Genomic DNA, 23,267 nt, shown 5'->3' on the forward strand with positions numbered 1-23,267 from the left:
GTCGGTCGACCCCGCACCCGGCCCGATCACGTCCTGGCGGACAAGGCTTACACGTCCCGGAAGAACCGCCGCTACCTGCGACGACGCGGCATCCGGCACACCATCCCCGAACGCCTCGACCAGCAAAGACACCGCAAGAACCGCGGCTCCCGAGGCGGCCGGCCCACCGGCTTCGACAGCGAGCGCTACAAGAAACGCAACACCGTCGAACGCGCCATCAACCGCCTCAAAGGCTTCCGGGCCGTCGCCACCCGCTACGAGAAACGCGCCTACATCTACCTCGGCACCGTCACCCTCGCAGCTCTCGTCATCTGGCTCCGAACATGATCCAAGAAACAGTGCCTAGTGCCGGAGCCGCTGCGCGACGCACTGTTCGGCGCTCCAGGAAGCGCTGCGCTGGTGACGGCGGCCCTAACGCTAATCAGAGTCGTACGCCACCGCGCCGTCGTGCGACGTCGCTCGCCACTTCCCGCCCCCTCGGCCAAGCAGAAGGAAGGCATGGCCCCGAAGCCGTAGCACAGGCAACCTCGTAGAGGTGCGTATCAATCGTGGACCGCTACGTGAAAAATGCACCGCCCGAGGTCGCCGCCACGGTGTCAGCGCCGTCGATTTGGCTTAGCCCAGCCCGGCCTTGCGGGCCGTCTCGACCAGCAGTACAGCCCCGGGCTGAGGCACCACTGCATGACCGCCATCCTCAACGCGGACGCGGGGATGGCTGGGACACGCTTCTTCACCTGGGAAGTGCCTCCGACAGTGGCAGGAAAAGGGACCACAGCAATCTTCATTCTTGCTGGTCAGAGGCACTTCTCACTTACCTGGCCATCCGTCGGACAGCCCGCTTCGTGAAAGCGCGAGGTTAATGCGGGCGATTCGGCGGTGAGTTGTCAGGCCGGTAGGGGCAGGAAGAGGGACCCGAACCGGCCCCGCACAACGCAGCGGGATCTGAGCCGTCGGACCCGACCCGGCCTACGTGGGTTTTTGGAGAATGCTCCGGGGGCCTGTGCAACGGGCGCCTTCCTCCGTCACTCGTCGGCGTAGCTCGCGGTCGGCCGTGACCACTAGGCACGGGCGGCCGTGCGCGTTCCGGGCGAGTTCGACGATCAGGTCGTCGCCGTTGCCGGGGGCCTCCTCGACCCGCACGCCGGGAACGGAGGTGATGCCTCGGGCGCGGCCCTCGACGACCAGGACGATCTCGTACGGGGGTGAGTACGGGCCGTCTGGGGGGCCGCCGTCGGCGGCGAGCCGGTCACGCAGACGCTCGGCGGCTCCGCGGCGGTCGCGCCACCAGCCGTCCGGTACCGAACCCACGACGTTGGCCCCGTCGACCACCAGCAGAGGGCGAAGGGGCGATTCTTCAGAATGCACGGCTCCAGGATGCCAACAGGTTCCCCGTTCGCGGCATCCGTGCCCCCGCCTTCCTGCCGCAACGGCCCGTAGCCCGGGACACTGCTCGCCTTCCAGGACGGCGACGCCGTCGGCGACGGACGGATCCGCCAGTCGTACGCCTCCGGGAAGGTCACGGCGGCGGTCGGGCTTCCTGCCGTGGTCGCCGGGGATGCCTTCACCGGCGCGCGGGCGTGGACGGGACTGGTTCTGCTCCACGTTCACCAGGAGGTCTTCGCCGAGGTACCGGCGGCGCGCCGCCTGGGAGTGATGGGCCGCGATGGCGGCGAGCTTGGCCTCGACGTCGGTCTCGCTCAGCTCGACGAACCGGTTCGGCAGGTGACCAGCGTGGCGCCGTGGACGGCCCGGTGGCCCTGGTGGGTGTCGTTCTCGGAGTGGACGAGGACGACGTCCGGCCCGACGTCGGCGACCGCCCGCTCGATGACCTGGACGGTGGCCCGGTCGTCGACCATGGACCCGTCGGGAAGGTCGTTCATGAGGAGCCGTGCGCCCATCGCCTCGGCGGCGCGGTGGGCCTGCTTGCGGCGCTGCGCGGGGTCGCCGCCCCGCCGCCCCGGGACATGGTCAGGATGGTGACGTCCCATCCGCTGTGCGCGCGGCGGTGGATGGTGCCGCCCGCGCCGATCTCGACGTCGTCGGGGTGCGCGCCGACCACGAGCATGTGCAGCGAGTTCTGTCCCGTGCCCTCGACGCCCAGCGGGTCGGCGCGCTCGTTCAGGGCGCGGCTGAGCGCCGCCACGAGGCTGTCGGTGCCGGACCCGCTCGACCAGGTCGGCGGCCCGGCCGCTCAGTGCGACGACCGCGAGTCCGGTGCTGGGCGCTTCGTCGGTCACCACCACGGGGACGCCCGGCCGCTGGCCGCGCCGACGGCCCAGTACCGGCGGCCGGCTCCCCTTCGTCCTCGACAAGGCCCGCGTGCCACGCGGCCGCGTCCCGGAGGCGTACGGGGAGGGGGCGGATCGGCGCCTGCACGGAGGAAGTCGGCGGGTGAGCCGACGATGTGCGCCGAGGCGGCCCCGGCGTTCCGCAGTGCCCGGGCGAGCCGCTGGGCTGTCTCCTCGTCCCGTTCACCGAGGAGGACGTGGGCGCCGGCCAGTGGCGCCCCGGGTGACAGATGCCCGCCAGGGATATCGGGAATGTCGGACATATGGTGCACTCTATTGGGTGGCGCAGATCTCCTTCAGGGGTCGAAAGCCTCTGTCCCGGAGCTGTCCCGTCCCGGTCACCTGAGGAGAGGCCACGTATGGAGCAGGTCCCCACCGGACACGAAGCCCGCTCCACCCTCGACCACCAGGCACTGCGTGAACTCCTCTCGGCCCAGCGCGCCCGGATCATCTCCTACGCGCGGACCTGCCCGGCCCGCCCGCTCCCCGACGGCCCGCCGGCCACCGAGCCGTCCACGCCGCTCCCCGCCCTCGCCCAGGAGATCCTGGACGCCCTGCCCATGGCCGGCATCCTCGTCGCCCCCGTCGTCGACGCCCGCGGACGGATCTCCGAGTTCCTGTACGTCAGCCAGAACGCGCGAGCCGCCTCCTACTCCCGAGCCCACATCCCCCGCGAATCGGTCCCCCCGTGGGCCGGCCCCGTCTCCCTCTTCGACCGGTTTCCCGTCCTGGAGTACACCGGACTGCCCCGCATGCTCGCGGATGCCCACCACGAACGCGCGCCCCAGGGGCCCGAGGCCGTGGAATGGTTCATCCCCCGCGACTCCGGCCCGCCGGCCCGGCTCAGCAACGACGTCCACGTGGCCCCTTGCGGGGACTACCTCCTGATCCTGTGGGAGGCAGGGCACCGCGTCCCGATGGCGGTCGCCGCCCAGAAACTGGTCCGCACCTGCTGGGCCGAATGGAACCTCTCCGACGGGACGGTCGAGCCGTCCCTCGGCTTCGGCTACGTCCTCGGCCTCGACCCTGACGCCCCCGACCCCGCCGACTTCCTCGGCCTGGCCGACCTGATCGCCCCCGCCAGCCTTCCCGAGCTGTACCGCCTCCTGTACGACGTCCTGCTCCGCGAGTGGCGTTCCGAATGCGACCTGCGCCTGCCGGGCGCGTACGAACGGACCATCCGCATGGTCGCCGAACCGGTCCGGGCGGCTCCCCGCGGACCCGTCTGGGCCGTCCGGGCCGTCCTCGTCGACGTCACCGACGACCGCCGCCGCCGGGCCCTCGCGGAAGCCGCCGGCGCCGAGGCCCGCCGCCAGCACAGCCGCGCCCAGACCCTCGGAGAGGTCGCCGACGCCCTCCGCGACGCCGTCCTGCCCCGCTCCCCGGGCGAACTCACCCCCTACGGCCTCGACACGGCGGCCGTCTACCGCCCCGACGCCACCGGCGCGGGCATCGGCGGCGACTGGTACAAGGCCCGCAGTCTCCCGGGCGGGAAGCTCCTCATCGCCCTCGGCGACGCCCGCGGCCACGGGCTGGAGGCAGTCACCCTCATGGCCAAACTCCGTTACGCCCTGGCCGGCCTCGTCTACACCGACGAACCCGTCGAGCAACTGACCCGCTGGCTCAACGACATGGCCTGCGACGACGGCACCGAGTCCACAGCCACCGCCGTCATCGCCCGCTACCACCCCGACACCAGCATGCTCCGCTGGACCTGCGCCGGCCACCCCCTGCCCATCCTCCTGCGCGACGGCCGTGCCACCCTGCTCCCCGTCCCGCCGGACGGCCCCGGCCTCACGCTCGGCGTCCTCCCCGGCCGCTCCTACACGGCCACCGAGACGGTCCTCCGCCCCGACGACATCGTGCTGCTCTACTCGGACGGCCTCGTCGAACGCCGTGAGACGGACCCCGACGAGGACACCGCCCGCCTGCTGGCCGCCGCCGAGGAACGCCTGCGTGCCACCGGACGCGTCCACGACCACGCCACGCTCCAGCACTTCGCGGAAGATCTCGTGACCGACCTCGACGGCCCCCACCGGTCCGACGACGCGACCCTCCTCGCGGTACGCCGGACCCCGTGACCCGGTCCCGGACGCCCCGCGACCCGGGCAGGCGCCCCGTGATCCGGGCCTGGACGCCCGCGACCCCGGCCTCGACGCAGGTGACCCGCTGCCACGCGACTCGGAACATGGTTGACCAGCCATTCTTCCGCGGGTGATAGTGACGCCTCGCGGCCGAGAACGAATGGCCGAAACCTCAGGGGTGGGGACTCTTGCACAACGTAGAAGACACCGTGTCCGCGTGCGTTCACGCGACCGCGCTCATGGCCGCGGGCCGCCTTGCCGAGGCGAGAAGGGTCGCGGAAGCGGCGCTCGACGCGGACGGCCCCGAGCCCCTGCTGTTCCTCGCCCTCGCTCGCGCGCACATGGCCGAGGACGAGGACGACCACGACGACGACGCCGAACGCGTCTTCCGCCGGGCCCTGGACACCTTCCCCGACCACGTCGATCTCCTCGCCGGATACACCGCACTCTGCCTGCGCTCGGACTCCATGGACCGGCCCGGCCGCCACGCCCGTGGCCCCGTCCTCCTGGAGCGGCTCCGGGAGCTCGCGCCCGACTCCCCGCAGCTGCGGCAGGCCACCGAGTCGACCTCCGTCCTCGTCGCGGCCTCGGCCAAGGCGCCGTCGGCCGCACGAGTGCAACGCCATGACGCCGTCGACGCGCTCGCCGCCGCCGCCTCACCGCGGGCGGCGGAGGAGGACGCCCGACGGCGGGTGGCCCTCGCGCCCCACGACCGCCGGCTCGCGGTCCTCGACGAGACGCTCGTCTCCCTCGCCCGTCCCCGCCGGGCGCCGCTGCGGTTCCTCCTCCGCCGGAATCCCGAGTACCGGTTCGCCGTCCAGACGACCCTGGCCGTGCTCCTGATCGCGCGGCACGCGATCGGACCCTTCCCGCTCTGGGTCCTGCTGACGGTCGGTGTCCTCCTCGACCTTCCCCTCATGGCGCTGCGGCTGCTCCTGCGCGGCGCGCGTGTCCGTGGCGAAGCGAGGGCATCGGCGGTCGCCGAGGTGGGACCCGCCGACGCCGAACTGTCCTTGCCTCCCGTACGGCGCCACGCGCCCCGCGAGCTCGCGTTCCTCGGAGCCGGCGCCGTGGTGGCGCTCACCGCCGTCGTGACGTCGAGCGTCCTCGCGTACGCCGAGTTCACCGCCTATCCGCGGTACGAGGTGGCCGCTCCGGACAGCTTCCGGGGCATGGCTCGCATGGACATGTCCGACACCATGGGTGCCGCGGCACCGGGCGACGCCGGCCGCAGGGGCGACGTGACGTTCGCGTACTACTACACCGGCGGTGCGGGCGACGGGTCCGAGCTCGCCGTCGGCGGGTCCGCGGGCGACTTCCACGAGGCCACCGCCGCCACCGCGTACGAGAGCGACGCTCTCCTGTCGGGCACGCCCGGTGTGACCGGGCTCGACGACACGTGGAGGGCGAACGCGGGGGCGTACGGCGGATGGATGCAGTGCTCCCGGTACGTCGAGGACCTCACGAGCAAGACCAAGGCCCTCTGCTTCTGGGCGGACAAGGGCAGCATGGGCTCGGTGACCTTCAAGGCCGAGGACATGCCGCACGCCGACATCGAACAACTCGCCCGCATGACACGGCAGTCCGTGCTGCGCCTCGTTCCGCAGAGTTCCTGAGGGCACTGGGCCGGGGTGGCGAAGGCGTACGTCACCGAAGCGCACGTGGGCCGAAGCGGCGGAGGAGTACGTCGCCGCAGCCGAAGCCGCCCTCACAGAAGCCGGAACCACGGACGCGGAACCGTCCCGGAGGCGCCGGCTGCCTCCGGGACGGTTCCGCGCTCGGTCCTACGGGACGATCTTCAGGAGGCGGTTCGGGGAGCCGCTGCCGGGGCTGGTCACCTTGTTGGGGGTGGCGCCGTTGACGAGGGCCGTGGCGACCTGGGCCGGGGTGGCGGAGGGGTGCCCGGCCAGGTAGATCGCGGCGGCGCCCGCCACGTGCGGGGTGGCCATCGAGGTGCCCGAGATGGTGTTGGTGGCCGTGTCGCCGGTGTTCCAGCCCGCGGTGATGGAGACGCCGGGGGCGAAGAGGTCCAGGACCGAACCGTAGTTGGACCAGCTGGCCTTGGCGTCGGTGTTGCCGGTCGCGCCGACCGTGATGGCCGCGGCGACCCGCGCGGGCGAGGAAGAGGAGGCGTTGACGCCCGAGTTGCCCGCGGCGACCGCGTAGGTGACGCCGTCCGCGATGGAGTTCTTCACCGCGTTGTCGAGGGCGGTGGAGGCGCCGCCGCCGAGCGAGAGGTTGGCCACGGCCGGGGCACCGGCGGTGTGGTTCGCAGTGACCCAGTCGATGCCGGCGATGACGCCGGCGGTGGTGCCGGAGCCGTTGTTGTCGAGGACGCGGACGGCCACGATCTTCGCGGCCTTGGCCACGCCGTACGTGGATCCGGCGATGGTCGTGGCGACGTGCGTGCCGTGCCCGTTGCCGTCCTGGGCGACCGAGTCGCCCTCGACGGCGTCGTACCCGTTCACCGCGCGCCCGGCGATCTCCGCGTGGCTGATCCGTACGCCGGTGTCGATGACGTAGGCCGTGACGCCGCTGCCCGCGCTGTCGGGGTAGGTGTACGTCCCCGAGAGCGGCAGGGAGGTCTGGTCGATGCGGTCCAGACCCCAGGGTGCGTTGGTCTGCGTCGCGTCGGCGCGCACGATCTGGTTCTGTTCGACGGAGGCGACGGCCGGGTCGGCGGCGAGGCGGCGGGCCTCCGACGCGTCGAGACCGGCGGTGTAGCCGTTGAAGGCGGAGCCGAAGGTCTTGCGGACCGTGCCGCCGTAACCGGATATCAGGTCCCGGCCCTTGGCGGAGGCGGCCTTGAAGCCCGCGCCCTGCTTCAGCGTGACGATGTAGCTGCCGGGGATCGCGTCGGCCGATCCCGCCGCGAGGACGGTGCCCTCGGCCGGGGCCGCGTGGGCGGGAACGGCGGCGAAGGTGCCGAGCAGGGCGGCGGCGGCCGCCGCGGAGGCCGTCACGGCCAGGCGGGTCTTGTTCTTCTTCGGGAGTGCCATTGCGAGGTATTCCTCCTCATGCGCGTCGCGCCCGAGGGTGGGGCGGCGCGACGACCGTGGGGGGGGGTGTACGTGGGGCCACGTACACGGCCTGGACGGGTGTTTCCGGTCCCGGCGTGATCAGCAGCCTGGCCGCTCTACGGGCGTAGCTCAAGGAAGTTGAGGTCTTGTCATGCATCTGCCATACGCCCGCAATCGAACCCCCGTCGAACCCGGAGCGGGTGGCCGGATCAGGTGTTCCAGCGGCCGGAACCATGCCCTCCGGCCCCCTCCCTTGTGCGTGCGGGGAAGCCGCGTCACCCCAGCCGCAAGGAGCTCCGGCAGGACGAAGCAGCGGCGATCACCTGACCCGCGACCAGGCGCTTGGCGCGATCGCCCGGATCGCGGCCGCTGTGGACGTACCCGTCACCGCCGACATCGAACGCGGCTACGCGACCGACGCCCCCGGCGTGGCCGAGACCGTCCGGGGCGTCCTCGCGGCCGGAGCCGTGGGCATCAACCTGGAGGACACTCTCCGTCCCGTCGCCGAGCAGGCCGAACGGATCGCGGCCGCCCGCGAGGCCGCGGACGAGAGCGGTGTCCCGCTGTTCATCAACGCCCGCATCGACACACACCGCCTGCCGCCCGGCGACCGCACGGTCTGGCTGCACGAGACGCGCGCCCGCGCCCGCGCGTACGCGGCGGCCGGCGCGGACGGCATCTTCGTTCTCGGCACACCGGACGCCGAGACGGTCATGACGCTCGTGGCCTCGCAGCCCCTGCCGGTGAACGTGCTGGCCGGCCCGGGCGCACCACCGGTGTCCGAGCTCGCCCGAGCGGGAGCCGCCCGTATCAGCGCGGGGTCCTCCCTTGCCGAGGCCGCGTACGAGCTGGTCCAGCGGGCCGCCCGCGAACTGCTGGAGAAGGGCACGACCACCGTGCTGGAGAGCGGATTCGACTACGCCGCCCTGAACGCACTCCTCCTGGCCCGACCCGCGCACTGAGGCGCGGTCAGGAGCGCGGCCGCAGCCGGACCGTCGCGACGGCGACCGCGCCGGGAAAGGCGAAGGCCCGCTCCCAGGACCTACCCCTCCCGGCCGGCCAGTCGTGCCTCCGCGCTGTTCAGGAGCGTGTCCAGGACGGCGGGGTAGGCGCTGTGGTTCATCCGGTCCGCGAGCAGGTGGGCCGTGGCGGTGATGTGCGGGTGGGTCTCGGGAGGCAGGTGGGCGTAGGTGGAGGTCCACATGTCCTCGTCCGCTTCTCGGACGTCGTCGTTGATGGCCAGGGCGCCCGCGTCCAGGGCGGCGAAGGCCAGGGCCAGATCGATGAAGGCGTGGTAGGTGCCCACGGCGTCGATGTCGTCGAAGCCCGCGTCGCGCAGGATGCCGAGGATGGTCTCGTCCACTTCGATCTCGCGGGGGCGCCCGGTGACGCGGCTGGCGGTCAGCAGGGCGGCCTGGGGGTGGGCGAGGTAGGAGGCGTGGATGGCCAGCCCGAGGGAGCGCAGGTCGGCACGCCAGGTGCCGGTGGGCGTCCAGCTGTCCAGGGCGCGGCCCATCAGCTCCTCGCCGATGGCGCGGGTCAGCCCGTCCAGGCCGGCGAAGTACCGGTACAGGGTGCTGGGGTCGGCGCCGAGCGCGGCGCCGAGCCGGCGGGCGGTCAGCCCGGCACTGCCGTGCTCGCGCAGCATGCGCAGAGCGGTCTGCACGATCAGCTTCTCCGAGAGCACGGTGCCCTGGCGCGTCGGCCGCCGCCTGCGCCGCTCCGTCTCCGCGACCACCTTCTTCGGCATCGCGCACCGCCTCCCGTTCCTTATGCCAACGCTGTAGACCTTAACCGAGGGCATCGTGTTGCATCGAGGCGTCCCCGGGCGACAGCCCGGACTGCCTCGACGAAAAGGGTGTGTGACATGCGTGTTCTCCTGGTGGGTGCCGGCGGCGTCGGAACCGCCGTCACCCGCATCGCGGCCCGCCGTGACTTCCTGACCCGCATGGTCGTCGCCGACTACGACCAGACCCGGGCGGAGGCCGCCGTCGCCGCCCTCGACGACCCGGAGGGCCGGTTCACCGCACGCCGCCTGGACGCCTCCGACGAGACGGCGGTCCGTCGTCTCCTCGTCGAGGAGAACTGCGACGTGCTGCTGAACGCGACCGACCCCAGGTTCGTGATGCCCCTGTTCCACAGCGCTCTCGCCGCCGGCGTGCACTACGTCGACATGGCGATGTCGCTGTCCGTGCCCCACCCGACCGCTCCGTACGAGCAGTGCGGGGTCAAGCTCGGCGACGAGCAGTTCGCCCAGTCCGGGGCATGGGAGAGCGCCGGCCGCCTGGCCCTGGTCGGCATGGGCGTGGAGCCGGGCCTGTCGGATGTCTTCGCCCGGTACGCGGCCGACGAACTCTTCGACGAGATCGACGAGCTCGGCGTCCGCGACGGCGCGAACCTCACCGTCGAGGGCTACGACTTCGCGCCGTCCTTCAGCATCTGGACGACCATCGAGGAGTGCCTCAACCCGCCCGTCGTCTACGAGAAAGACCGCGGCTGGTTCACCACGGCCCCCTTCAGCGAGCCGGAGGTCTTCGACTTCCCCGACGGCATCGGCCCCGTGGAGTGCGTGAACGTCGAGCACGAGGAGGTCCTCCTCATGCCCCGCTGGCTGGACGCGCGCCGGGTGACGTTCAAGTACGGCCTCGGCGACGACTTCATCGCCAAGCTCAAGACCCTCCACGAACTCGGACTCGACTCCACGGCGAAGGTCACCGTCCCCGGCACGGACGGGCCGGTCCAAGTCTCCCCGCGTGACGTGGTCGCCGCCTGCCTGCCCGACCCCGCCACACTGGGCGACCGCATGAAGGGCAAGACCTGCGCGGGCACCTTGGTCAAGGGCACCAAGGACGGTGCCGCGCGCGAGGTGTACCTGTACCACGTCGTCGACAACGAGTGGACGATGCGCGAGTACGGCTCCCAGGCCGTGGTCTGGCAGACCGCCATCAACCCGGTGATCGCCCTCGAACTGATCGCGAACGGTACATGGAAGGCGAACGGCGTCCTCGGCCCCGAAGCCCTGCCGCCCCGGCCGTTCCTCGACCTGCTCGGCGCGTACGGATCCCCGTGGGGCCTGCGCGAGGAACGCTGACCGAACGCCCACGCCCACGCCGACGTCCGGTGCGGAGGGCTTCCTCCTCCGTACCGGCGACTGCGCGGGCCGGCCTCCGGGAAGCCCCCCCCCCGAGAGGGCCACGAGAGAGCTCCGGGATGGCCACGAGAGGGTCGGGCCCGGCACAGCGGCCCGGAGTGCGGGGGAGGCCCCGTCGTGCGATATTGGCTGGTAGAGCCGATGTGGCAACTCCCCGAGACGGCCTCCGAGCGTCTCGTACCGGTCGAGTGATTCCACTGACCCCGGGCTGGTTCTCATGGCACCCACCCTCGCCGAGTTCGGGCACGCGTCCATGCGCATGCTGGGCAGGAACGCGCTCGGCTCGCGCCCCCTCCTCGCGCTTCTCCTGGAGTACGACGACAACGCGCAGGGCGACTTCCCGCGCCTGGCCTCCGCGCATACGCCCGCCTACTACGACCAGTTGGCCTTCGGGTCTCCCACTCCTCCGTTCACGACCGACACTCCGGTCAACCCGGCCGGTCTCGCGGGCTACGTGGAGGAATGCTCGATCGGCAGGTTCTCCTTCACCCGAGTGGCGATAGCCGGCCCGTTCCCCATGGGGCCGTTCGGCACCCCCGACGACTCCACGCACATACAGAGAGTGGCCCAGAAGATCATCGACTACTCGCCGTGGGCGTTCATCGGGATCGACGGCGACGTGTTCGACCTGCTGGTCAGCAGCGACGAACTCGTGGTCCTCGTCATCGAGAACATCCGCAAGCGCTTCCCGGCGAACCGGCCCAACAACCCCGTGTACGCGACGACCGACCTCTTCTTCGGCGACCCGCTCTCACAGGTGACCGTCTCCCTCGAAGTGCGGATCGCCTTCGCCGGCCCCTTCACGCCCTTCTACCAGATAGCGCACGAGGTCGTTCACTCCCTGGGCGCCATCGACATGTACAACCCCGGCAGCATGAACTACCTGCTCACCTTGATGGGCGCCTACCCCTTCTACGCGAACGACCAGGCGACCGTCCACCTGGACGCCTGGCACAAGCTCCAGCTCGGCTGGTGCGAGCCACGGCAGGTCGAACTGACGGCTCAGGGCAGCGTGGACGTCGCCGAGATCTCCCCGCAACGTCCGGACGGAGCGGTGATCCTCTGGCATCCGAGCCGCGGTGCCTCGGAGTACTTCATCCTCGAACGCCGCAACAGCAACGGGCCCCGGAGGTACGACCGCTCCTTCCCCGGCGACGGCCTCCTCATCTGGCACATCGACCCCACCCGCACCCCCATGAACCGGGGCGCGCCGAATCTGGCCATGGGCTCCAGCGGCGTATGGCAAGCGGGATCGAACACGCCACCGCTCTCCTGGACCGACGGAACCGTGGCGGTCAACGGCCTCACCCTCGGGGCCGGCCCCGACGCTTCCCTCCGCGTCACCTGGTAGGCGAACCGACGAACAACTCCCCTTCACCCGGCGGTCATCGGGGCGCACGGCATTGGTCGCGCGCACAGATCCCCGGACCCCTCCGGTGTGCCGGTGACCCGTCTGCGGGCGTGCCCCTGCCCTGACGGCCCGGACCGTGTTCTCGTGGGCCACTGCCTCTCCCCGCGCCCTGGAGAACCATGACCGCCCCTGTCTTCCTCGCCGCAGAACCGTCCGTGTCCGCCGGTGACACGCGGAGCGCGGTCCTGATCGGCTTCCTTCTCGTCGTCGTCGCCGCGCTCTTCGCCTGTCTGCTCCTGGGGCCCCAACGCGAGGAGGCCGAGACCTTCTACGTCGGCCGGCGCCGGAACAAGCCCCTGCGCAACGGCCTCGCGCTGGCGGGCGACTACGTGTCGTCGGCGACCGTGGTCGGCACGGCGGGGACCGTCGCCCTCATGGGGTTCGACGGCCTGTTCGTCGCGGGCAGTGCCCTGGCCGCCCTCGTCCTCCTGTTCCTCCTCGCCGGCCCACTGCGGGCGCGCGGACGCTTCACCCTCGCCGACGTCTTCGCCGACCGGGCGCCGGGGACGGCGGTGCGGGTCACGGCGGCCGTCGTCACCCTGCTCGTGTGTCTCCTCTACCTGGTCGTACAGCTCTCCGCGGTGGCGCTGGTGACCGCGCAGCTCCTGGGCCTGGAGACAGTGGGCGCGCAACGGGCGATCGCCGTGATGACCGGGGTGCTCATCACCTGCGCCACCGCCGTCGGCGGGATGCGCGGCGCCACCGCCCTGCAGACGGCGAAGTCGGTCGTCGTCCTGGTGGCGCTGACCCTGGTCGCCGGCGCGCTCCTCGCCCGCTTCGGCTGGAATCCGGCCGCCCTGCTGGACGCCGCCGAGACCACCAACGGCGCCGGTCCCGCGTACTTCCGGCCGGGGCTCCTCCAGCGTTCCAACCCGAGCGCCAGCTGGACCTTCGACTTCGTCGGACTGCAGCTCAGCATCGTGCTCGGAGCCGCCGTGATGCCGCACGTCCTGATGCGCCTGCACGCCACGCCCGGCCCCGAGGCCGCCCGCAGGTCCGTCCGCGGCGCGCTGCTCGTGGTCGCAACCGTCATCGCGTTCACCGTCCTGATCGGCCTGGGCACCGCGGCCACCGTCGGCAGCGCGAAACTGGCCGCGGTGAGCCCCGGAGGCACCGGCGCACTGATGCTCACCACCGGCACCCTCGCCGGCGGCCCCGGCTCCACCCCGGGAGCGATCCTCTTCGTCCTCGTCGCCACCGCCGTCTTCGCGACCTCCCTCGCCGTCATCGCGGGCATCACCCTGACCGCCTCCGCCGCCATCGGCCACGACCTCTACCGCCACGCCCTGCGCCGCACCCACGCCCAGGACAGAGAAGTCGAGCTCGGCACCGCCCGCTGGGGCGCGGTCGCCGTGAGCGCGACAGGCATCGCACTCACCTACGCGGCCCTCGCCTGGAACATGCAGATGTTCAGCTGGGTGGCCCTCGCCCTCGCCGCCTCCAGCCTCCTGCCCGCCCTCGTCTACTCCCTCTTCTGGAGCCGCTTCACACAACGCGGCCTGCTGTGGACACTCGCAGGCGGCGCCACCGGCGTCCTCGTCCTCCAGACCTTCACCCCCGTCGTCTCCGGCCTCCCCTCCTCCCTCCTCCCTCACCACGACTTCGCCCTGCTCCCCCTCCAGTCCGTCGCCCCCCTCTCCATCCCCCTCGGCTTCGCCCTCGGCTGGCTGGGCAGCATCACGGTCCGAACCTCCCGGCCCGCTGACGACCCGCCCGAGGGGGTGTCCGGTCAAGGACGCGGCGCCCACTCGATACCGCCGCCCTGGGAGGCCGCGTTTCACCCCCAGGGGTGATCCCGGGCGGTCAAACGGGGCGCGTGAGGCATCGGGTGCGCGAGCAGGGGCCGTGCACACCCTCCCGAGCTGCCAGGCGCCGTTGGGGCGCGGCCCGACGCGGGCAGGATCGCCGGGAACCCGACGGAAAGGCTGACCGTGGCAAGTGAGTTCCAGCGCGACAAGCTCGTGAACATGTTCCGCGCGTTCGACGCCGACGGCAACGGCTACCTCGACCAGAGCGACTTCCAGGCCCTCGCGGAACGCTGGAGGGGCCTGCCCCGTGTGCTGCCGGGATCCGACCTTGCCGCGCGCGTGGACGGGGTCATGCTGGGATGGTGGGACCTTCTCGCGGCCCAGGCGGACACGAACAAGGACGGCAAGGTCGACCTGGACGAGATCCTCGCCATGGTCGACAGACTGCCCACGATGCGCGAGGTCGTCGCCGCGACCGCCGAGACCGTCTTCGACGCGGTCGACGAGAACGCCGACGGCCGTATCTCCCCCGCCGAGCACCAGCGGCTCGTCGACACGTGGCACGGCGAGAACGTCGACATCGCCGATGTCTTCGACCACCTCGACCAGGACGGCGACGGCTATCTCAGCCGCCCCGAGTTCACCGAACTGTGGATCCAGTTCTGGACGAGCGACAACCCCGCCGACCCGGGCAACCACCTGTGCGGCCCCGTGCCGACCCGCACCTGACGACCACACCCGGCAGCCACCCCGCCGGAGGCCGGCACGCCGACACCGGTGGAGTTGGGGGGGCAAGGCAACGGCATCACATCTCCAGACCCGAGCCACAGCCGGGGCCTGTCCGACCCGCCCCCCATCGCCGCGAGTCCCTCACGATCTCCGACCGGCCATCACCCAGGACCGTACGCCACCCCACTGACAACGCCGCCGACCCGAGCAGCCATGCTCCTCAGCCCCTGCTCCTGCCCCTGCCTCCGACCGCGATCTGCGACGGACCTCACCAGGGCGGCCCCGCCCCACCCGGCGAAGGCGCATGAGACATCTCCCTCCACGGAGAGGGAGCCGTGCCTCAGAGATGCTCCTCCAGGCATTTCCGGACCTCGACGCTGCTCGTCGGACCCGTGCCATGCGCCACCGCCTGCTTGTCCTTCAGTAGGACGTAGGACGGGGCCCCGGTGATCCCGTACCGCTCCGTCGCGGCCGGACAGCGCGTGATGTCGACACGCACGGCCGTGAGACGGCCCGCGTACTCGTCGGCGAGACCACCCACGACGAGGTCCATCACCCGGCTGGGCTCGACGGCCTTGGGCCACGTCCCGATGAAGTAAGCCAGGACCGGGACTCCGCTCACCCTGAGGATGAAATCGAACTCCGCGTCCTCACGCGGTTGATGAACCCGCTTCGCCATGCAAGCTCCTGACCTCGCGTTTTATCATTCCACCCCCATCATCTCCCACGCGGCACGGCACAGCCGCCGTCAGGTCACGGACCCTCTGCATGCGCCTTACCCACCTGGAGGACGACGGCGAGCAGCAGGCCCGCCTCGTCGTCACCGGTGGCCATGCGTTTGAACCCGGTCATTTCCCGCCGGTGACCCAGTGAGATCTCGTGAGGTGACTCGGCACAGGGGATCCCGCGAGCCGCGCCGAGTCCTTCGGCGTCCGACGTCCGGCGGCCGTACTGTCGAATCCGCTACCGAGGAGGACTTCTGATGCGCAGCGTGACCTATTCGATGGGCACCTCACTTGACGGATACATCGTCGGGCCAGACGGCACCTTCGACTGGACCGCACCCGACGAGGAGGTATTTCGCTTCTGGATCGACGAGATTCGAGACGTCGGCGTCCATCTGCTGGGGCGACGGCTGTACGAGACCATGCTGTACTGGGAGACCGCCGATCAGGATCCGTCGCTGGACGACTCGATGCTCGAATGGGCCGCGCTCTGGAATCCGCTCCCCAAGGTGGTCTTCTCCAGGACACTGTCAGCGGTGCAGGGCCATGCCCGCCTGGCCTCCGGCGGCCTGGCAGAGGAGATCGAGCGGCTGCGCGCCGAGCCTGGAGAGGGCGACATCGCCATCGGCGGCGCGACCCTCGCCGCCGAGGCGGCCGCGTCGGACCTGATCGACGAGTACCGGGCCATGGTCTACCCGGTCCTGGTCGGCGGTGGCACTCCGTTCTTTCCCCACCGCGAGCGCCGCGTCGATCTCGAACTCCTCGAGACCCGCACCTTCCCCTCGGGAGTCGTCTACCTCCGCTACCACGTGCCGCGCTAGAGCACACTGAGACGTCGCTCCTTTGGTGGCATGTGAAGCACTTGTTGTGGAGGCGGTGGGCGCGGATCGGGCCGCGGCTTCCGGACCCGCCCCCCCGCGATGGAGCCGACGGTGGCGCGCATCCGAACGAGGCTCCTCAGCGCTGGCGTTCGCGCGGCGGCGGCGGGTGAGTACGAGGATCGCGGCGCCGACGGCGGCCAGGACCGCGGCGGTGGCGGCGTACGGGGTGAAGTGCGCGCCCGTGGTGGCGAGCGAGCCGTCGCCGTGCTCGGTGGCGGACGGCGAAGGGGGCGCCGTGTGGGGTGCGGCGGGGGCGGAGCCGCCCTCAGTGGGAGGAGTGGAGGGAGCGGACGGGGCGGGTTCCGTCGTTTCCGGGGTGGCGGGGGGCGTCTCGGTGGAGGAGGAAGGGGACGGCGTGGAGGGCGTCGGCAGGGGCCGCGTGGGGGTGCTGCTCGGGCCACCGGGCGACGGCTTGCACGCGAACGTCGAGGTGCCGGTCCACGGGTAGTTGTGGGATTCGTTGCCCGTGCCGTGGGTGCGCAGGTCGCCTCCGACGTAGACGCGGCCGTTCGTGCTGGCCGTCAGGTCCGCCGACGCCTTGGGCGCGAGGATCGAGCCCATGAAGTTCCCTCCGCCGCCCAGGGTGAGGGACGGGGCCGCCTCGAAGTTGTACAGGATCCGCGACGCGGCCTCACCGAAGTGGGCGGAGTCGTACACGTCGACGCGGTCGCCGTTGAAGCCGACGGACAGGGGGGAGATGCCGACGGCCTGGCTGCCCGTCACGTTCACCACGACGGCGGATCCCTCCGGAATCGACCGGAAGTCGAAGGACGACGCACCGTCGAGGTCCTTGGCGGAGATCTCGAACACCTGCGGGCTCCCGGCCGCGCCACGGCCGCCCTCGAAGGTGACGGTGCCGCCCTGTCGCCTGGTCGTCCCGGTGGGCTTCAGGGAACCAAGGGACGTCGACTCACTGCGGACGGTGTCGGCGAACGCGTCGTACGGCGTGAGTGCCGCACGCGCTCCCACGCCCGACGAGCGGCCCCCGCCGTTCGTCTCCAGGGTCCCCTTCTCGTCGATCCCGCCCCCGACACGGACGGCGCCACCGTAGCCGGGCCCGGACGTGAGGCCGTGGCCGACGTCGACCGTCGTGCCACGGGCGATCGTCAGGTTCCCGCCCACGGCGAGCATCACGGATCCCGGCGCGGGCAGGATGCCGGAACCGGCGCCGACCCGCCCGACGTTGAACACACCGCCGGACGCCTTGGCGAAGGTGGCGTCGCCCGCGACGACGAGCAAGCCTTCGGCCTCGGCTGACGCACCGTCGGCGGCGTAGTCGCCGCCGGTGTAGAGAGCCACGTTGGCGTCCGTGAACCGCGGTTCGTGACCGATCCGGGGCTCTTCGCCGGGAGCCGGGCACGTCCGAGCCTGTCCCGCTGCCGGGGCCGGTGCCGGGGCGAGCGGCGTGGCTGCCAAGGCGCTGCCCGCTGCGGTGAGGCCGAGCGTGAGGCCAAGGGCGACTGTCATGGCGCTGCTCACTCGCTTGCCCGTGCTTGCGGTGGTGCTCATCTACGTGAACCTTTCGATTTCTTACGAGGGGATGGTGGGGGATGTGGAGCCGGCCGGGTGCGCCCGGCGGCAGGACTCAGTCGGTCTCGGATCGCAGGTTGGCGCGAGTAAGGGGGCCGTAGACCCCGTACTCCTCCGGGATGCCCCGCGCGACCTGGTAGCGGCGCAGGCCCTCCCCCACGGTCTCGGTGAAGACGCCGTCGGCCGAGCCGAGATAGAGGTAGAGCTGCTGCAGACGGCGCTGGAGGTCGGCGACTTGGGGGCCGGTACTTCCCAGAGCGGGGTCGCGCGGCTCGGGTCGTGGGGTTCGATGGGGACGGTGCGATGCCGGCGGGCGCGTCGATGCGGCGACGGGGGAGGGGGCGGGGGCGGACGTGCCTGTGGGGGAGGGCGTGTCGGTGGACGAGGGCGTGGAGGTCGGCGTGGGGGCGTGGGGCAGGCCGGCCGATGGTGTGGCGAGAGACGTCGACCGTGCGGCGGTCGTTCTGGAGGCCGACGGCGCGCCGGCCACGTCCTGAACCGACGGCCGGTCGAGTGCCACGACGACAGGAAGCGTGAGCGAGGGACCCGACGGAGGCCCGGGGGCGGGCTCGGTGCCGAGCCAGACCGTCAACGCGGCGCCGACCCCGGCGGAAAGCGCGCCGGCGACCATCAGGGGCAGCGACATGGGCCGCCTTGCCAGGGGTGTCGTAGGGGCACTCCGGGCCCGTCGTGCCCCGCGGTCGGCCGTCGTGACCCGAGCGGGGACCTCCGGCAGCCAGACGTTGGCATCGAAGAGCTCGACGTCCCGCCCGCGCGCCCCCGCACCCCTGCCGTCCGGCCCGGCGACCTTCCCGAAGACGCGGTTGCCCCGATCGTCCCCGTACGCAGGTTCAGGGGCACCGGAAGTGACTGCTGTGGTCAGGGCAGCCCTGTTGCGCATGGAGTGCTCCAGATGAGGTGAAGCTGAGGGAGGTGTGGCGAAGCCGTACAGATCTTGACCGCCGCTCAAAGTGAGCGTCAACTGACCCCAATGCAGAAGAAATCGGAATTTTCGCGACCTTGCTCCTTAAAGGACTTTTAATGCGTGACGCACATCACATTTCCGCGGTGCGGGATGGAGGAGGCAGCCGTGACCGCGGCGATCGAGATCGCGGGCGAGGCGTTCGAGCGCGCGGCGACTCCGGCCTGCCGGGGGTGAGAGGCCGGCACGGTGGATGTCCCGTGATGCGGCTGTCGAGCCCGCTTCACGTGGTGATCGTCGATCTGCGGTTTGTGATCCCCCGGGCCTGCTCTGGGTGGCATGGTTCGGCTCATGAGGTATGTACGAGGAGTGGGGGCCGCGGCAGCAGTGGTGGCTGTGGCGGTGCTGATATCGGGGTGTTCGGGCGGTGCGGGTGATGGAGTGTCACCCGCACCGCCTGTGGTGGGCGAGGCCCCCTTGGACGAGGCGACGCTGCCGACAGAGCTGCCGTTTCCGACGGAAGACGCGTATGCCACGGAGAAGCCGACGGCGCCGGTTATCGAGGGGCCGCCCGTGGGGCCGGCGGCGAAGTTGGACGCGCTCGCCGCGCAGAAGGGCTGGGAATACGACGACGATACGTACGACTCGCCGTCGGACATGGTGACCACAGTGTGCGAGGAACTGCCCAGGGCCGAGAAGGACGACCAGTCGCCGGCCCAGCGGCTCGCCGAAGGCGCCTACTTCTGGGACGACGGCAAGCAGATTCTGCTGGCGGGGATCCCGGAGCTGTGCCCGAAATGGACGGCTGCGGTGAGGGCTGCGGCATCAGGGAAGTACGACCGCTGGTTCAGGGACGGCACATACGCGGTCTCACCGAAGCCGGCGGAGGGCGAGCAGTCGATGCCGCCGGGGACGTACCGTTCCGAGGGCAACAAGGAATCCTGCTACTGGAAACGCACCAGCGAAGCCGGCCGCATCATCGAAAGCAAGTACGCCACCGACGCGCGGAAGAGCACGGTGACGATCCGGCCGTCGGATGGGCACTTCACATCCGAGGGCTGCCACGTGTGGAAGCCCGTGAAGTAGCCCCCGGCTGATCACCGAAGCTGACGGCCCTGGGAAACGAGACACCCCCGGCGACCACACCCGGTGACGCCGACCTCAACCACGCAGTCGACCGTGCAACATCCAGCGGTGTCGTCCTACCGTCAACGACTGGCTGCGGCCCCGACGGCCAGTCAGTCGCCGTCGAAGCCGCGAAACGTACCAGACGCGTCCGCGGCATCGGCGAACTCGGCAAAGTCCATGTTGGAGATCGTCAGGTTGGCGGAGACGTCGGCGTACCAGCGTGGCGGCACCCGGAACGTGCGACCGGGTTCGTCATAGAGGTCGACGGCCAGGAGCGAATGCTCTTCGTCCGTCATGGTGAGCGCGTCCGCGACGAACAGGTAGCAGAGTGCGTCATCGTCGTCAGCGGCCGCATCTGCATCGACCAGTGCCTGAACACTCACGCCCTTGAATGCGTGATCGCTGACGTACGTCGCAAAAGGGTTCTCGTGCGAGTCGTCGATCGCGGCTCGCACCGCCTCCCACGCCGCAGCGCTGCTGAAGTCGGTACGCAGGACGAGCGAGGTCAGATCCTCGGGTTCGGGCAGGTCCATACAGGCGATAGTCCCACGGAGCCTCACAGGCCGAGCTCTGGTCCCTACGTCCTGCCGGTGTGACGCCATAGCCATGAGGGGACGAGCCACCCGTGACTCGCAGTGGCCTGGCCAACCGCCGGCTGGCCAGGTCCGCTTCGCGGATCGCGGTGACCTCGGAGTCATCCGTGCCGCTGCTGCCGGAACCGGTCCGCCACCTGGCGGTCGTCACCGGTAACCCGGTGCGCCCACAGGTGCTGACCGGGCAAAGCGACAAGGCGGTCGAGGTGCTCGGGCTCCACGGGTTCGACCGTCGCCTGGCCACCGTGTACGTACCGGCGACGAAGAGGCCCACAACGCCCGCTACCTGGCGGAGACCGGGGGCGCGGGTTCCCGCGGCACGGGCGCGAGCCCAGCCACGCCGAGATCATCCCTTGTGGTCGGCGCGTTGCCCTGCGGAATCCGATGGTGTGACCCGGTGCTGGCGTCAAGAATCATCGGATGCATGAAGTGAAGCTGTCCGACGGGTTCATCGCTCTGTCGCCGCTGCGCCTGGAGGATGCACAGGCGCATCTCACGGGAGAGGATGAGTTGCTCGTTCGCTGGCTCAACGGCGGTCCCGGCACGCGCGAGGGCGTCGAGACGTACTTCCGGCACTGCCGGGAACAATGGGAGGCTGCCGGGCCGCTCCGCGCGTTCGGAATCAGGGCGGGAGCTGGCGAGGTACTTGCCGGAACGATCGACTTGCGGTTCGAAGCAGAAGGTCTGGAGCCCGGGCAGGTGAATGTCGCGTACGGCCTCTATCCGTCTTGGCGAGGACGTGGCCTGGCCACGCGTGCGGTTCTGTTGGCATCCCGGTACGCAGCATGCGAGGGCGCGACGAAGGCGGTGATCCAAGTGGATCCGGAGAATCCCGCATCTGCCGCAGTGGCCCAGCGGGCAGGGTTCACCCCGGGCGGGCAGACGGACCGCAATGACGACACACGATTCGATTGGTACATCCGGGACCTACACGCGGCCACCCGGTGAGGGCTGATTCAGAGTCGTGGTGATGGTGCTGCGCCGCTGGCCACGGGATCTGCAGAAGGTCCAGGGGGCGGGTGAAGGGCTCGTAGGAGATGTGGCGGAGTCCGGCGGCGATGCTGTGGTGGTCGTGGCCGCGGAGAGTGTTGATCCCGCCGCGTTGCGCAGGGCGGCCATGTTCTCTGGTCCGCGTCCGGTGCGGACCTTGGAGGTGTCCTCGCGGTAGGCGGTATGGCGTAGGCGACTTGGCGGTCACCCAGGCCAACCGGAGCTTCATTGCTTTCGTGGCGGCCCAGCAGCAACTGGTCGCACCACCGCTTGCCTGCAACCTCACGCGATCACCCGGGCTATGAACAAGCCCCGCCGTGCAAGTAACCGGTTGCAGGGGCGACTCTCGGCGGTGAGAATCGGCGGTTGTCCAGGTCCTGGGCACCCGGTCGACATGCCCAGAGCGGTGTGTCATTCAAGGAGTTCCAGCATGGTAGCCGCGGGCATGGCAGACGGGAAGTCCTGGTACGCGGTTCGCTGTGTGTTCCGATGGGATGCCTCGGAGGGCGCACCTTACGAGGAGCGCCTGACGTTGTGGCAGGCCGTCTCGATGGACCAGGCCATCGCCAGGGCAGAGGTCGAGGCACGGACCTATGCAAGGGAAAACGGCCATCGCTACCTGGAGCTGGCCCAGTGCTACCGCTTGGACACCGCAGGACGGCCGGGCGACGGAGACGAGGTCTTCTCTCTCCTGCGCGACAGTTCCTTGGGTGAGGAAGCGTATCTGGACCACTATTTCGACACCGGCCACGAGCACCAGGGCACCGCAACCGAGGCGTGACGGCCGCACCGTGCGTTCGGGCTGTGCAGCATCATGAGCTCGGCCCCCAAGCGGACGCCCCCGCGGAATCGCTGCCCGGCCTCCACCCCGTCTTGAAGCCGCCCCTTCACTCCGGTGCGACCTTCTGGATGCCCTCTGACCGGCCAGCAAACGACGGTCTGGCGCAGCTCGCCGCCTTCATAGCCGCCCGCGGGGTGAGGGGGAGTGGGAGTTGTAGGGGGATGCGACTGCCTTTCAGCGCCGCCCGCGACGCCTCCTCAAAGGGAGTCTTATGTCATCGAGTCTCGTTGCTTATTTCACTTATGGAAGGATGGGTGGTCCGTGAGCGGGATGGCGCTCGGGGTCGGAAGGAGTGGGGCGATGAAGACGATCGGGCTGATCGGTGGGATGAGTTGGGAGTCGACAGCGGAGTACTACCGGTTGGTGAACGAGTTGACGCGTGACCGGCTTGGTGGACTCCATTCGGCTCGATGCGTGCTTTATTCGGTGGATTTTGCGGAAATCGAGCAGTTGCAGGTCCAGGGGCGCTGGGCGGAGGCCGGCGAGGTCCTTGCCGCGGCTGCTCGGTCTCTGGAGGCAGCCGGCGCTGACCTCGTGCTCATCTGCACGAACACCATGCACAAGGTCGCCGATGTTGTCGGGGCGGCCGTGTCCATCCCGCTGCTGCATCTGGCGGACGCCACCGCGGAAGCTGTACGGGCGGCGGGCCTGCGCCGGGTCGGACTGCTGGGTACGGCGTTCATCATGGAGCAGGACTTCTACCGAGGCCGTCTCGAAGCGGGCGGTCTGGACGTCTGCGTTCCGGATTCCGACGGGCGAGCGCTCGTGCACCGGGTGATCTACGAGGAGCTCTGCCTCGGAATCGTGAGGGAGGAATCGCGCACTGCCTATCGGGAGGTCATCAGGGACCTCGTTGCCGCCGGCGCGGAAGGGATCATCCTGGGCTGTACGGAAATCGAGCTTCTCATCGGCCCGGAGGACAGTCCCGTTCCGGTCTTCCCCACCGCGCGAATTCACGCCGAGGCAGCCGTAGACGCAGCGCTGCAGGGCGTCCGGAACGGTGGCCCCGCAGCGCCTTCATCCCGCTGACTACCGCCCGGCTATGGCCGCGTCCGGGACCCTCACTCCTGACACGCGCTGCCGTGGTGACCGTGCCAAGCTGTCCGGCGGCAGCGTCGGCTTGGCGGCCGGCGCGTGCTGAGGTGGGCACCGACTGCGCGCACGTGCGCCGTCTCGGCATCATCACCGCGGTCTTGCCGGCCCGGCCTCAGGGGTCGTGGGCAAAT

The 23,267-nt window shown here is 70.6% G+C and carries 19 protein-coding genes and 3 pseudogenes; 14 read left to right on the forward strand and 8 right to left on the reverse strand.

The genetic code is table 11. The features are described 5' to 3' along the window. On the forward strand, nucleotides 1–327 hold a 327-nt coding region (locus ACFVZH_RS28155), incomplete at its 5' end, for a transposase (RefSeq protein ID WP_384901507.1). A 639-nt stretch (nucleotides 328–966) separates the two neighbouring features. On the opposite strand, the gene ACFVZH_RS28160 is transcribed toward ACFVZH_RS28155, so the two are convergent. Together ACFVZH_RS28160 and ACFVZH_RS28165 are read right to left on the reverse strand one after the other, a co-directional pair. After that, on the reverse strand, nucleotides 967–1,365 hold the full coding sequence (locus tag ACFVZH_RS28160) for an NTP pyrophosphohydrolase (protein WP_384901509.1): 399 nt from the start codon (nucleotides 1,363–1,365) through the stop codon (nucleotides 967–969). A gap of 332 nt (nucleotides 1,366–1,697) precedes the next feature. Next, nucleotides 1,698–2,065: pseudogene (locus ACFVZH_RS28165) on the reverse strand (PIG-L deacetylase family protein). 582 nt (nucleotides 2,066–2,647) lie between these two features. Between ACFVZH_RS28165 and ACFVZH_RS28170 the strand changes: the two are divergent. Next, complete coding sequence (locus tag ACFVZH_RS28170; RefSeq protein ID WP_384901511.1) at nucleotides 2,648–4,369, forward strand: PP2C family protein-serine/threonine phosphatase; 1,722 nt, start codon at nucleotides 2,648–2,650, stop codon at nucleotides 4,367–4,369. A gap of 212 nt (nucleotides 4,370–4,581) precedes the next feature. Next, nucleotides 4,582–5,988: a hypothetical protein gene (locus ACFVZH_RS28175; RefSeq protein WP_384901512.1), complete on the forward strand. Its 1,407-nt coding sequence runs from the start codon at nucleotides 4,582–4,584 to the stop codon at nucleotides 5,986–5,988. A 168-nt stretch (nucleotides 5,989–6,156) separates the two neighbouring features. Here ACFVZH_RS28175 and ACFVZH_RS28180 read toward each other — a convergent pair whose 3' ends face one another. Next, nucleotides 6,157–7,371, reverse strand: a complete 1,215-nt coding sequence (locus tag ACFVZH_RS28180; RefSeq protein WP_384901514.1) for a S8 family peptidase — start codon at nucleotides 7,369–7,371, stop codon at nucleotides 6,157–6,159. A 254-nt stretch (nucleotides 7,372–7,625) separates the two neighbouring features. Between ACFVZH_RS28180 and ACFVZH_RS28185 the strand changes: the two genes are divergently transcribed. Next, nucleotides 7,626–8,354 carry an isocitrate lyase/phosphoenolpyruvate mutase family protein gene (locus tag ACFVZH_RS28185; protein WP_384901515.1) on the forward strand — a complete coding sequence of 243 codons (729 nt, stop codon included), beginning with the start codon at nucleotides 7,626–7,628 and terminating at the stop codon, nucleotides 8,352–8,354. Between the two features lie 80 nt (nucleotides 8,355–8,434). Here ACFVZH_RS28185 and ACFVZH_RS28190 read toward each other — a convergent pair whose 3' ends face one another. Further along, nucleotides 8,435–9,142, reverse strand: a complete 708-nt coding sequence (locus tag ACFVZH_RS28190) for a TetR/AcrR family transcriptional regulator (RefSeq protein WP_384901517.1) — start codon at nucleotides 9,140–9,142, stop codon at nucleotides 8,435–8,437. Nucleotides 9,143–9,259: 117 nt separating this feature from the next. On the opposite strand from ACFVZH_RS28190, the gene ACFVZH_RS28195 reads away from it, so the two are divergent. The 4 genes from ACFVZH_RS28195 (at nucleotide 9,260) to ACFVZH_RS28210 (ending at nucleotide 14,431) form a co-directional block, all read left to right on the forward strand. Next, on the forward strand, nucleotides 9,260–10,483 hold the full coding sequence (locus ACFVZH_RS28195) for a saccharopine dehydrogenase family protein (protein ID WP_384901519.1): 1,224 nt from the start codon (nucleotides 9,260–9,262) through the stop codon (nucleotides 10,481–10,483). Between the two features lie 277 nt (nucleotides 10,484–10,760). Next, nucleotides 10,761–11,894, forward strand: coding sequence for a hypothetical protein (locus ACFVZH_RS28200; RefSeq protein ID WP_384901521.1), 1,134 nt, complete (start codon nucleotides 10,761–10,763; stop codon nucleotides 11,892–11,894). Between the two features lie 179 nt (nucleotides 11,895–12,073). Continuing rightward, on the forward strand, nucleotides 12,074–13,747 hold the full coding sequence (locus ACFVZH_RS28205; protein WP_384901523.1) for a cation acetate symporter: 1,674 nt from the start codon (nucleotides 12,074–12,076) through the stop codon (nucleotides 13,745–13,747). A 138-nt stretch (nucleotides 13,748–13,885) separates the two neighbouring features. Continuing rightward, entirely contained in the window at nucleotides 13,886–14,431 is a 546-nt protein-coding gene (locus ACFVZH_RS28210) for an EF-hand domain-containing protein (RefSeq protein WP_384901525.1), read from the forward strand. Between the two features lie 340 nt (nucleotides 14,432–14,771). On the opposite strand, the gene ACFVZH_RS28215 is transcribed toward ACFVZH_RS28210, so the two are convergent. Next, nucleotides 14,772–15,110: a thioredoxin family protein gene (locus ACFVZH_RS28215; protein ID WP_384901527.1), complete on the reverse strand. Its 339-nt coding sequence runs from the start codon at nucleotides 15,108–15,110 to the stop codon at nucleotides 14,772–14,774. A gap of 303 nt (nucleotides 15,111–15,413) precedes the next feature. Here ACFVZH_RS28215 and ACFVZH_RS28220 point away from each other — a divergent pair, with 303 nt between their 5' ends. Then, the gene (locus tag ACFVZH_RS28220) at nucleotides 15,414–15,977 is read left to right on the forward strand and encodes a dihydrofolate reductase family protein (protein WP_384901529.1); all 564 of its coding nucleotides are present in this window, start codon (nucleotides 15,414–15,416) and stop codon (nucleotides 15,975–15,977) included. A gap of 504 nt (nucleotides 15,978–16,481) precedes the next feature. On the opposite strand, the pseudogene ACFVZH_RS28225 reads toward ACFVZH_RS28220, so the two are convergent. Together ACFVZH_RS28225 and ACFVZH_RS28230 are read right to left on the reverse strand one after the other, a co-directional pair. Then, nucleotides 16,482–17,546 (reverse strand): annotated as a pseudogene (locus tag ACFVZH_RS28225) (choice-of-anchor A family protein); the annotation flags it as partial. 76 nt (nucleotides 17,547–17,622) lie between these two features. Continuing rightward, nucleotides 17,623–18,213: a peptidoglycan-binding protein gene (locus tag ACFVZH_RS28230; protein WP_384901531.1), complete on the reverse strand. Its 591-nt coding sequence runs from the start codon at nucleotides 18,211–18,213 to the stop codon at nucleotides 17,623–17,625. 627 nt (nucleotides 18,214–18,840) lie between these two features. Between ACFVZH_RS28230 and ACFVZH_RS28235 the strand changes: the two genes are divergently transcribed. Further along, nucleotides 18,841–19,575, forward strand: coding sequence for a hypothetical protein (locus tag ACFVZH_RS28235; protein WP_384901533.1), 735 nt, complete (start codon nucleotides 18,841–18,843; stop codon nucleotides 19,573–19,575). A gap of 152 nt (nucleotides 19,576–19,727) precedes the next feature. Here ACFVZH_RS28235 and ACFVZH_RS28240 read toward each other — a convergent pair whose 3' ends face one another. Next, nucleotides 19,728–20,150 carry a DUF6924 domain-containing protein gene (locus tag ACFVZH_RS28240; protein ID WP_384901535.1) on the reverse strand — a complete coding sequence of 141 codons (423 nt, stop codon included), beginning with the start codon at nucleotides 20,148–20,150 and terminating at the stop codon, nucleotides 19,728–19,730. Between the two features lie 98 nt (nucleotides 20,151–20,248). Between ACFVZH_RS28240 and ACFVZH_RS28245 the strand changes: the two are divergent. From ACFVZH_RS28245 to ACFVZH_RS28260, 4 genes and pseudogenes are all read left to right on the forward strand, one after another. Further along, nucleotides 20,249–20,464: pseudogene (locus ACFVZH_RS28245) on the forward strand (UDP-N-acetylglucosamine--N-acetylmuramyl-(pentapeptide) pyrophosphoryl-undecaprenol N-acetylglucosamine transferase); the annotation flags it as partial. A 166-nt stretch (nucleotides 20,465–20,630) separates the two neighbouring features. After that, on the forward strand, nucleotides 20,631–21,158 hold the full coding sequence (locus ACFVZH_RS28250) for a GNAT family N-acetyltransferase (protein ID WP_384901536.1): 528 nt from the start codon (nucleotides 20,631–20,633) through the stop codon (nucleotides 21,156–21,158). A gap of 472 nt (nucleotides 21,159–21,630) precedes the next feature. Then, nucleotides 21,631–21,981 carry a hypothetical protein gene (locus tag ACFVZH_RS28255; RefSeq protein WP_384901538.1) on the forward strand — a complete coding sequence of 117 codons (351 nt, stop codon included), beginning with the start codon at nucleotides 21,631–21,633 and terminating at the stop codon, nucleotides 21,979–21,981. 360 nt (nucleotides 21,982–22,341) lie between these two features. Beyond that, a complete protein-coding gene (locus ACFVZH_RS28260) occupies nucleotides 22,342–23,070 on the forward strand; it encodes an aspartate/glutamate racemase family protein (protein WP_384901540.1) in 729 nt (242 codons plus the stop codon). Nucleotides 23,071–23,267 lie beyond the last annotated feature (197 nt).

It is taken from the genome of Streptomyces sp. NPDC059534, assembly GCF_042743475.1.
GTDB lineage: Bacteria > Actinomycetota > Actinomycetes > Streptomycetales > Streptomycetaceae > Streptomyces.